We start from the raw sequence: 687 nt of genomic DNA, 5'->3' as shown, positions 1-687 counted from the left end.
GGTCGTGGTGAAGGGATCCGGCTACGACCCGACGGCGAACCTCGGCACCGAGGGGCGTGGTGTGCCGATCCCGAAGCACCTCCCGCAGGGCACCTACGTGGTCTTCGGCAACTTCGCCTCCACGTGGCAGCCGTCGACCGGTGCCGCATCGTCGGCCCGTTCGGTGGGCGCGCAGGTCTGGGCTCTCGCCGAGGGCGTGCTGAACCAGGTCCCCGCCCAGTACCAGGGCGCGATCCGCGCGCAGTGGGTCGACATCGCGGCTGACGGCACGTTCCAGGCGACCATCACCCTGAAGGATGCGGCGGCGACGCCTGGCTCCTACGGTGTCTACACGTACGCGGCCGGTGGGGTGGTCAATGCCGATCAGGAGCGCAGCGTCGCCCTGAACTACACCGAGGCTCCGGCCGTCTCCGCGGTCGTGAAGTCAGCGACCGCGAAGGACGGCCTGACCGTCACGGCATCCGGCTCGAAGCTGGGAGCGATCACCGGCGCGTACGTCGCGCTGATCGAGAAGGGCACCGAGGCGAACGTCACCGGCAGCAGCGGCTTCCTGGCGATGCAGTACGTGCGGAACATCTCTGGTGGCGCGCTCTCGGTCGACTTGACCGCAGCCACCGACACGCTCGACCGCGCGAAGTCGTACGAGGTCATCGTGTGGAAGCAGCACTCGATGCCCGATGCGAGCAC

At 68.7% G+C, this 687-nt stretch carries 1 pseudogene; it reads left to right on the top strand.

Annotated elements, in window-relative coordinates:
• A pseudogene (locus AX744_RS20595) lies at positions 1-687 on the top strand (hypothetical protein); the annotation flags it as partial.

This window comes from Microbacterium sp. CCH5-D1 (assembly GCF_001557335.1).
Classification (GTDB): Bacteria; Actinomycetota; Actinomycetes; order Actinomycetales; family Microbacteriaceae; genus Microbacterium; species Microbacterium oxydans.
Note: the sequence above shows the minus strand (reverse complement) of the source record. Positions and strands in the feature narration are given on the sequence as shown.